Below are 8,045 nucleotides of genomic sequence, written 5' to 3'. Positions count from 1 at the left end.
AACACCCGGGGGCCGCGTTATTGCCCGCCCCCCTTTGAAAATTTCCTTTTACCGCGCTTTAACCCCCCGGTTTCCTGGGTTTCGCCGGCGCGGCCCGGGTTTTGGGGGGGGCCGTCGTCGTTTCCAGGGATTGTCCGATGCGCAGGTTTACATGGGTGCTTGTTCCGATGGTGTTGTTGCTTGCCGCCTGTGCGAGCGGCGGCGGTTGGCAGGGCGCGCCGCGCAACGATCCCGCAGCCTGCGTGACGTATTGCCAGAACGCCTATCAGCGCTGCAATGCCAACCCACGCAGTTACGGCGACTGTGGTGAAGCGAACCGCAACAACCAGTGTGACAAGATCGCCAATCCGGAGCTGCGCGGTGCATGCCAGACTTCACAGGCGTTCTGCCAGAACAGGTCTGCCGCGTCGGTGTGTGGCGAACGCTTGAACAGTTGCATGAACAGCTGCAACTGAACCAGCCGATAGCTGCGACGCACCTGTAGTGCCGAGCCATGCTCGGCAGAGGCTTTCCCGGGAAGCCATCAAATCATCAGCTCCGCAGCCTACGCCGCTGCCACGAAAGCACGGCGGCGCGGCGTCTGCTACCTCCCTTTGCCGCAGGCAAGGGGAGGGTTGGAGAGGGGTGCTTTTGATCTTTGCTGTTGCTGCAGCGGTTGCTTCATCAGCTTCGCGGCTTACGCCGCTCCTACAAGTGCGGTCTCTGGCCTGGTTAGAATGTGTTTTTCCAGCCGGGAACCCAGCGCATGTCGGTTGTTCTGTACGGATCGCAAAGCACTGCTTCATTGGTGGTGCATTGGCTGCTGATCGAGCTTTGTATCGCGCATGAGCTGCGCCAGCTGGATTTTGAGCGCGGCGAACAGAAGTCAGCGGAGTTCCTGGCGATCAATCCTGCCGGCCGCGTGCCTGCGCTGATCTTGGATGGACAGGTACTGACCGAGTCCGCTGCCATTGCCATGCATCTCGCCGATCTGCACCCGCAGGCAGGGCTGGCACCCGCGCCGGGCAGCGCTGCGCGCGGTGACTATTACCGTTGGATGTGTTTCTGCGTGTACACCTTGATGCCAGCCTATCGCGCCTGGTTCTATCCGCAGGAGCCGGCTGGTGAATTGCATGCAGAGGAAGTGAAGCAGCGGGCCCGGCTGCAGTTGGAAGCAGCCTGGCAGCAGATGGCTGATCATCTGGGTGCGCATGGCCCCCATGTTCTGGGCGATCAGCTGAGCGTCGTCGATTTCATGTTGACCATGCTGATGCGCTGGAGCCGCAACATGCCGCGTCCTAGCGACAGCTGGCCGGCGCTGGCTGCGCATGCAGCGCGGATGAAGGCGCGGCCGGCATTTGCCGAGGTTTATCGGCGTGAGGGGATCAGTGATTGGTTGTGAGCGTGACGGTGCGGTGACATTGGTGGCTTCGCGGCTTATGGCCCGAGGCCACCCAGCGCCGCCCCTACAAGAGCCGGGCGGATCGCTCAATCGACGTGGTCGTCGAACTTGCGTCCTCCCTGGAACGGCATCAGGTGCTGTTTGATGATGCCGTTGGGCACCGTCTCCAGCTTCATCACGCCATACTCCTGCGGCCATTGGGCTTGATCGCGCGGTAGCTTGAAGGTGCCCATCAGCATGTCCACCAGCGGCAGGTGGATGGCGTAGTTGACGTCGACATAGTCCTGCTGTCGGGCGTGGTGCCAGTGGTGGTAGCGCGGCAGTACCAGCAGGTATTCCAGCCAACCGAAGCGGATGCCGAGATTGGCGTGCGCCAACACCGCCTGCAGGCCGACCAGGATCACGTAGGCATTCACCGCCGGGGTGGAGAAGCCTAGGATCAGCAGCGGCAACAACACCGCACTGCGGGTCAGCACGATCTCGACAAAGTGCACGCGTGAGCCGGCCAGCCAGTCCATGTGCCGGCTGGAGTGGTGCACGGCGTGGAAGCGCCAGAGCCAGGGGATGTTGTGATACGCGCGGTGCAGCAGGGCCTGGGCCATGTCGGCGACAAAGACTGCGATCAGGAACTGTGCCCACACCGGCAGTGACTGGATGGCTGTCTTCAACGAGGGGAACGCTGCCAGCCCGGCGATGGTCGAGGTGGAAGCGGTGACCAGGATCAGGATGAACTGCACCAGTACGTGGCTCATGAAGAAGTAGGCCACATCGGTACGCCAGCCAGGACGCAGCGGCGACAGCTCACGCTTGCCCAGGTATCGTTCCAGCGGCACGAATACCAGCGCCGAGAAGAACAGCGACAGCACGAACCAATCCAGGCCTAGCGAGTACGGCGTCTGGCCGATGGCGTCGAATTGGACATTGGTGCCGCCGAGCAGCACCGCCAGAGTTGCCGTGCCGACGCCCAGGGTGGCGATGCGCTTGTTGCGATCGCGCAGGATCGCGATGGTACCCATGATGAACGCAGCTGCCAGCCCGACCAGCAGCAGGTGGCGGGCAAACTGTTCGTTGTAGACCGCGCGGAACTCGCGGCTGGTCAGCAGTTCGGGGAAATGGAAACAGGCAACGGCCAGCAGGCTCAGGACTCCAAGCAGCGCGGAGCCGTAGGCAAAGAATGAACGGCGGGTACGGACCATTGCGGACTTCCTGTCTTTGATCGGCCGATTCTGCCTGCGTCTGCTGAACGGCGGTAGTGGCAGGCTGGGTTCGATAGCCATACTTCACGCCCGCTGCGCGGTTGAATGGGTAGCGTTGCCATGATCAAACGTTACGCTTGCACGGTGAATTGGCAGCAATGATCGGGAGTGAAGGGATGAGCGGATTGACGGTTCCGGTGAGCATGGCGGATCACGTCCAGGGCAGCCTGGATGCGCCGGTGGTACTGGTTGAGTATGCCGACTACCAATGCCCGTACTGCGGCGAGGCGTTTTCGCTGGTGAAGCGCCTGCAGCAGCGCTTTGGCGAAGGCTTGTGCCTGGTGTTCCGCAATTTCCCGCTGGTGCAGGCGCACCCTCAGGCGTTGCCAGCGGCGATCACTGCTGAGTATGCCGCCGACCATGGCAAGTTCTGGGAGGCGCATGACGCGCTGTTCCGCAGTCAGCAGCAGCTCGGCGAGGTGGTCTATCGCGAGCTGATGCGTGAGTTGGGCTTGCCGGAAGATGGGCTGGCCGAAGCGATGGACGACAGCAATAGTCTGCTGCGGATACAGCGTGATATCGAGAGCGGTATGCGTAGCGGTGTCACTGGCACGCCCAGCTTCTTCATCAATGGCGAATTGTTCCAGCCCAGGCAAAGCTTCGAAGAGCTCTACGACGCCATCGTCCAGGCCACTGCCAAGCGCAACTGAGGTTGCCTGGCGCACGCCAGGGCGGCGCCAGAGCAGGTGCTGCAGAGAGCGGGGCTCAGCCGATCAGGCTGAGCACGGTTTCCGGTGGGCGGCACAGGGCCGTGCCCTTGGCGGTACGCACGATGGGCCGGTTGATCAGCGTCGGGTGCTGGCTCATCGCTTCGACCAATGCAGCCTCGTCATCGAGTTTCGCGGCCAGCCCAAGCTGGGCATAGGCGGTCTCCTTGCTGCGCAGCAAGTCGCGGGCAGGCATGCCCATGGCGTCAAGCAGCGTGCGCAGCTGGGCGGCCGTGGGCGGGTTGTCGAGGTAGTTGATGACCTCGACATCGACACCTGCCTCCTGCAGCAGCGCCAGCGCGCCGCGTGAGTTGGAACAGCGGTTGTTGTGCCAGATGGTCGCTTTCATTGTTCAGAACCACTCCAGCAGGGACACGCCAAGGCCGATGTAGGTGGCGCGGTGGTTGTAGTCGATCATGCTCTCGCCGTAGCCATCGAATACCTGTACATGGCCGCGCAGCAGCTTGTTGATCGGGAAGCCGTAGTCCATCTGCAGCGAGCCATGCGAGCGATCACCGCTGCGCAATGAGTGGCGGCCGGTGATGGCCAGCTCATGGCCGTTGCGGTTGTAGACCAGGGTGGCGTCACCGCGGCCCATGTAGTCCTCGATGTCCGGATTGTTGTCGTCGCGTCGACCTTCCGGAATGCGGTACCAGGGGCGCAGCATGATCGCCCAGTTCTCACGGTCCAGGCCGACGTTCATCACCACCCGGTTCCAGCTGCGCGAAAGTGGATCGCTGCGGCCATTGGATTGATGGTTGAGGCTGAAGCCGGTCATGCGCCCGTTCCAGCCAAACAGCGAGTAGCCGTTGCGGAAGGTCAGCATCACCTCGGGTTCGTAGTTGGTTTCGCGGAACGGGCGCGACAGTTCACTGTTGTAGGCCTGCCAGCGCGAGCTCTGGGTATAGCCAACCCAGATATCGCCGTTGTCGCCGAACAGGTTCTCGGTGACCTTGGTCTTGAAGCTGAGCTGGAACTTCAGCTCTGTGCTGTCCAGCTCCTCGGCCTGGGTGACGGTGTTGTTGGGGTTGGGCGAGTGCGGCATCTCATTGGGCTTGCTGCTCCAGAAGGCCGGCAGCAGATACACCGGCTTGTAGGCGCGCAGCTGGAACAGGCCCAGCTTGGAGTCCTTGGCCAGCTCCCAGCGGCTGTCCAGCAAGGAGCCGCGGCCGGCATTGGCGGCTGCCGAATCCAGTTCGTCATGCGCGAACAGCTCGTTGCGGCGTGGTAGTGGCTGGTCCAGTTCCTTGGCGGTGGCCTTGGCCTCCTTGCGCGCCTGCTGTGCAGCGGCGGCCGCGGCATCGGCTGCACGGGTGTCGGTGGGGGTGCGGCCGAGTGCGCTGTCGTAGCAGGCCAGGCGGGTGGCATCGGTCTCAAGCGCGAAGCAGGCCTGCGGCGAGGCGGGGGTTGGCATCGATTCCTGCGCGAGAGCCGAAGCGCTGGCACCGCTCAGGATGAGCAGCAGGGCATGGCGAAGAGCGTGTATTTGCATGGGTTCCATCCGGTCGCTGTGGGGTGGCCGGGCCGGGGCAATCGGGGAAATTGCACGCCGGCAGCAGTGGCAAGTTGAGGATTGTCGGTGATTACCCTGTCCACGTGGAGTCAGGGTGGCGTTCAGAAGAACCAGGCAATGGCGAACACGCCGACCATGGCGACTGCCAGGCCCAGCTTGAGTGCGACCCCGAGGACGATGCCCAGCCAGGTGCCGAGGCCGACCTTGGTGGCCTGGCCGAGCTGACGGCCGTGCAGGTACTCACCGCCGAGGGCGCCGAGGAACGGACCCACGAACAGGCCGATCGGCATGAAGAACAGGCCGACCACCGTACCTATCGCCGAGCCGATCAGGGCCAGCTTGCTGGCGCCCACTTTCTTGGCGCCGGCGACGGTGCAGATCACATCCACGATGATCGAGATGACCGTCAATACACCCAGTACCACCAGGGGCAGCCAGCCTACCCGGTTGAAGCCGTCGCCCCAGGCGGCCAGCAGCAAGCCGACGAACACCAGCGGCACCCCCGGCAGCGCGGGCAGGATGATGCCGGCTATGCCGACCAGGACCAGCAGGGCGCCTACCAGATAGAAGATGAATGAATAGTCCATGTGTGCTCTGAAGGGGGTCGGATAGGGGTTGACTTTAATGCATGTGCCGGTGTTGCAATTTATTTAGCCCCGAGTTAAGTTGCAGCCGCTGAGCTTGGCAAGGTCACCGTGAATCGTGGCCTGATGGGTAGATCCAAGGATTTGCTGCATCGCTGCACCTCGCTTCCTCCTTGCAACCAGCCGCCTCACCGGGCGTAACCATCAAACGAAAGAGCTACAGGGAGTAAGTCGAGATGTCTGATCGCGAAACCGGTACCGTCAAGTGGTTCAACGACGCCAAGGGCTTCGGCTTCATCAGCCGCGAGAATGGTGAGGACGTGTTCGTGCACTTCCGCGCCATCCAGACCGATGGCTTCAAAAGCCTGAAGGAAGGCCAGAAGGTCACCTTTACCGTTGTGCAGGGCCAGAAGGGCCTGCAGGCTGACGCCGTACAGCCGGCCTGATCCGGCGGTCGTACAGTTAAAAGAAAGGCCCGCGCAAGCGGGCCTTTCTCCGTCAGTGGTGACGGGAACGGCTCAGCGGAGCACCACGCGGCCGTTGACCACGCGCACATAGGTGTTCTCGCGGATACCGCCCAGGTCCTTCTGGTTGACCACGATCACGCGGCCATCGTCCATGCGCACCTGGATGTCATACGAGTTGCCGGTGACGTTCTGCTGGATCTTGTTACCGGCCATGGCGCCACCAACCGCGCCTGCGACGGCGGCGATGTTCTGGTTGCCCTTGCTGCCGCCGGTCTTGTCGGAGATCTCGTGGCCTGCGACTGCGCCGACGATGCCGCCGAGAATGGCACCGGTTGCGCTGGGCGCAGTGCGGCCGGAGGCGACGGTATCGATGCGGGTGACGATGCCGCAATCGGTGCAACGGTTCTGGTTGTAGCCGTTGTTGTTGCCGTAGTTACCACCATTGTTGTAGCCGCCGTTGTTGTAGCCACCACCGTAACCGGGGGAGGTTGCGCAACCGGCCAGCGCCAGACTGGCAATTGCGCCTGCAGCGATCAGTTGGATCTTCATGGTGTTTCTCCTTGCCAGATTGAAAGTGGGTACAACTGAGTGACCCGCGGCGAAGATCCTGCGGTTTTGCATGTGAATGGAGGGCCAATCACATGTGAAAACGCAGTTTGCTTACTTGAAGTCCTGATGGCACGACTTGCAGTCGCTGCCGATTTTTTGCACCGCAGCAGCCAACGTGGCGCAATCTGCAGGCGGCTTGGCCAGTGCATCGTTCAAGGTGGCGCGGAAGCGGCTGGCGTGCTGCTGGAAGCGCTCGTCATCGCGCAGACCCGGGAAGGCGGTCTCCAGGTCGTTGGCCAGTGCCCGCAGTGTCTGCAGGCGTGGTGTGCTGTCGGTGACGCTGCAGCGGTTCTGCTTCCGGCTCTCATCCAGCAATTGGGCCTGCTTGGCCATCACCGTCATCAGACTGTCCGGGAAGTGATCCTGGCGGGCCTGGATGGCGCGCATCCCCATCACGGTGGCGATCACCCCGATCAGCAGGCCGGCGAGCAGGACGAACAGGTAGCGTGAGGCTTTGGACGGGGGGCGGACGGGTGCTGGGTCGGACATTGCGTTGGCTCCAGGCTACGTGGCAAAGGGGTTCGACTGCCGGGCATTATGCAGCGGCACAAGCGAAGCCCGTGTCATCGTGCCGATGGTCGGCTCGCCGCCATGCCGGGGCAGGCCGTAAAATGCGCCGATGAAAGAAGAATTGCGTGAGCGCTTTGCCGGTATCGACCGGCTGTACGGGGCAGGCACCATCACCCATCTGAGCGGCTGCAAGGTCGCCGTGGTTGGCATGGGTGGGGTCGGCTCGTGGATCGTGGAAGCGCTGGTGCGCTCGGCGGTGGGCCACCTGAGCCTGATCGACGCCGACGATATCTGCGTTTCCAACACCAACCGACAGCTGCCGGCGATGGCCGGGCAATACGGTCGCAACAAGTCTGTGGCGATGGCCGAGCGCTGCCGTGCGATCAACCCGGATGTCCAGGTCGAGGCGGTGGAATCGTTCCTGACCCCAGCCAACATGGCCGAGTTGCTGGACCGTGGTTTTGATCTGGTGATCGACGCCTGTGACAGCTTCCGGGTGAAGGTCGAGACCATCGCCTGGTGCCGCCGGCGCAAGCTGCCGATGATCACCATTGGTGCGGCTGGCGGGCGTACCGATCCAACCCTGGTACGGGTGCGCGACGTATCGCGTACCGAGCATGACGCGATGATGGCGCTGATCCGCAAGAAGCTGCGCAGCGAGTTCAACTTCCCCAAGAGCGCAAAGCGCTACTTCGGCGTGCCGGCGGTGTATTCGCTGGAGAACGTGAAGTACCCGCAGGCCGACGGCAGCGTCTGTGGCATCCGCCCGAATCTGGGCCCGGACGAGGCCTTGAAGCTGGATTGCGGCGGCGGTCTTGGCGCGGCAACGCATATCACCGGCGCATTTGCGTTCGTGGCAGTGGGCAAGGCCCTGGAAATGCTGTTGAAGAACCGCGCGTAAAAGCCTGAGAGCGGTTGTGGTTTGTGGGGGCGGCGTCAGCCGCGAAGCTGGCATCGATGAAGTCGCCTGCATGTTTGCAATCTGACCGATACGTGGCTTAGGCGGGTAAGCCCGGCC

General features: G+C 62.7%; 11 protein-coding genes. 5 read left to right on the top strand and 6 right to left on the bottom strand.

Annotated features, from left to right (window positions below; genetic code table 11):
• The first annotated feature begins 137 nt into the window (after positions 1-137).
• Complete coding sequence (locus ACVOLI_RS19730; RefSeq protein ID WP_481615682.1) at positions 138-455, top strand: hypothetical protein; 318 nt, start codon at positions 138-140, stop codon at positions 453-455.
• A 290-nt stretch (positions 456-745) separates the two neighbouring features.
• Positions 746-1,381 (top strand): glutathione S-transferase family protein, encoded by a 636-nt coding sequence (locus tag ACVOLI_RS19725; RefSeq protein WP_481615681.1) that lies wholly within the window; start codon positions 746-748, stop codon positions 1,379-1,381.
• An 86-nt stretch (positions 1,382-1,467) separates the two neighbouring features.
• Here the strand turns inward: ACVOLI_RS19725 and ACVOLI_RS19720 are convergent, their stop codons facing one another.
• The gene (locus tag ACVOLI_RS19720; protein ID WP_481615680.1) at positions 1,468-2,577 is read right to left on the bottom strand and encodes a sterol desaturase family protein; all 1,110 of its coding nucleotides are present in this window, start codon (positions 2,575-2,577) and stop codon (positions 1,468-1,470) included.
• 176 nt (positions 2,578-2,753) lie between these two features.
• On the opposite strand from ACVOLI_RS19720, the gene ACVOLI_RS19715 reads away from it, so the two are divergent.
• Positions 2,754-3,287, top strand: coding sequence for a DsbA family protein (locus ACVOLI_RS19715; RefSeq protein WP_481615679.1), 534 nt, complete (start codon positions 2,754-2,756; stop codon positions 3,285-3,287).
• A 55-nt stretch (positions 3,288-3,342) separates the two neighbouring features.
• On the opposite strand, the gene arsC is transcribed toward ACVOLI_RS19715, so the two are convergent.
• From arsC to ACVOLI_RS19700, 3 genes are all read right to left on the bottom strand, one after another.
• A complete protein-coding gene (gene arsC, locus ACVOLI_RS19710; RefSeq protein WP_481615678.1) occupies positions 3,343-3,693 on the bottom strand; it encodes an arsenate reductase (glutaredoxin) in 351 nt (116 codons plus the stop codon).
• A gap of 3 nt (positions 3,694-3,696) precedes the next feature.
• On the bottom strand, positions 3,697-4,836 hold the full coding sequence (locus tag ACVOLI_RS19705) for a phospholipase A (RefSeq protein ID WP_481615677.1): 1,140 nt from the start codon (positions 4,834-4,836) through the stop codon (positions 3,697-3,699).
• A gap of 122 nt (positions 4,837-4,958) precedes the next feature.
• Entirely contained in the window at positions 4,959-5,444 is a 486-nt protein-coding gene (locus ACVOLI_RS19700) for a DUF456 domain-containing protein (protein WP_282271581.1), read from the bottom strand.
• A gap of 233 nt (positions 5,445-5,677) precedes the next feature.
• On the opposite strand from ACVOLI_RS19700, the gene ACVOLI_RS19695 reads away from it, so the two are divergent.
• Complete coding sequence (locus tag ACVOLI_RS19695) at positions 5,678-5,887, top strand: cold-shock protein (RefSeq protein ID WP_282271583.1); 210 nt, start codon at positions 5,678-5,680, stop codon at positions 5,885-5,887.
• A 72-nt stretch (positions 5,888-5,959) separates the two neighbouring features.
• Here ACVOLI_RS19695 and ACVOLI_RS19690 read toward each other — a convergent pair whose 3' ends face one another.
• On the bottom strand, positions 5,960-6,457 hold the full coding sequence (locus ACVOLI_RS19690) for a glycine zipper 2TM domain-containing protein (protein ID WP_282271585.1): 498 nt from the start codon (positions 6,455-6,457) through the stop codon (positions 5,960-5,962).
• Between the two features lie 111 nt (positions 6,458-6,568).
• Complete coding sequence (locus ACVOLI_RS19685; RefSeq protein WP_481615676.1) at positions 6,569-7,006, bottom strand: cytochrome c; 438 nt, start codon at positions 7,004-7,006, stop codon at positions 6,569-6,571.
• A 130-nt stretch (positions 7,007-7,136) separates the two neighbouring features.
• Between ACVOLI_RS19685 and ACVOLI_RS19680 the strand changes: the two genes are divergently transcribed.
• A complete protein-coding gene (locus ACVOLI_RS19680) occupies positions 7,137-7,928 on the top strand; it encodes a tRNA threonylcarbamoyladenosine dehydratase (RefSeq protein ID WP_481615675.1) in 792 nt (263 codons plus the stop codon).
• Positions 7,929-8,045 lie beyond the last annotated feature (117 nt).

The sequence above is a fragment of the Stenotrophomonas sp. STEN029 genome, from assembly GCF_056760015.1.
This window is presented reverse-complemented; position numbering and strand designations above follow the sequence as displayed.

Bases quoted from the DNA above. Each gene is read 5' to 3' on its own strand.
- ACVOLI_RS19730 (WP_481615682.1), top strand. From the start codon at position 138: ATGCGCAGGTTTACATGGGTGCTTGTTCCGATGGTGTTGTTGCTTGCC.
- ACVOLI_RS19725 (WP_481615681.1), top strand. From the start codon at position 746: ATGTCGGTTGTTCTGTACGGATCGCAAAGCACTGCTTCATTGGTGGTG.
- ACVOLI_RS19720 (WP_481615680.1), bottom strand. From the start codon at position 2,577: ATGGTCCGTACCCGCCGTTCATTCTTTGCCTACGGCTCCGCGCTGCTT.
- ACVOLI_RS19715 (WP_481615679.1), top strand. From the start codon at position 2,754: ATGAGCGGATTGACGGTTCCGGTGAGCATGGCGGATCACGTCCAGGGC.
- arsC (WP_481615678.1), bottom strand. From the start codon at position 3,693: ATGAAAGCGACCATCTGGCACAACAACCGCTGTTCCAACTCACGCGGC.
- ACVOLI_RS19705 (WP_481615677.1), bottom strand. From the start codon at position 4,836: ATGCAAATACACGCTCTTCGCCATGCCCTGCTGCTCATCCTGAGCGGT.
- ACVOLI_RS19700 (WP_282271581.1), bottom strand. From the start codon at position 5,444: ATGGACTATTCATTCATCTTCTATCTGGTAGGCGCCCTGCTGGTCCTG.
- ACVOLI_RS19695 (WP_282271583.1), top strand. From the start codon at position 5,678: ATGTCTGATCGCGAAACCGGTACCGTCAAGTGGTTCAACGACGCCAAG.
- ACVOLI_RS19690 (WP_282271585.1), bottom strand. From the start codon at position 6,457: ATGAAGATCCAACTGATCGCTGCAGGCGCAATTGCCAGTCTGGCGCTG.
- ACVOLI_RS19685 (WP_481615676.1), bottom strand. From the start codon at position 7,006: ATGTCCGACCCAGCACCCGTCCGCCCCCCGTCCAAAGCCTCACGCTAC.
- ACVOLI_RS19680 (WP_481615675.1), top strand. From the start codon at position 7,137: ATGAAAGAAGAATTGCGTGAGCGCTTTGCCGGTATCGACCGGCTGTAC.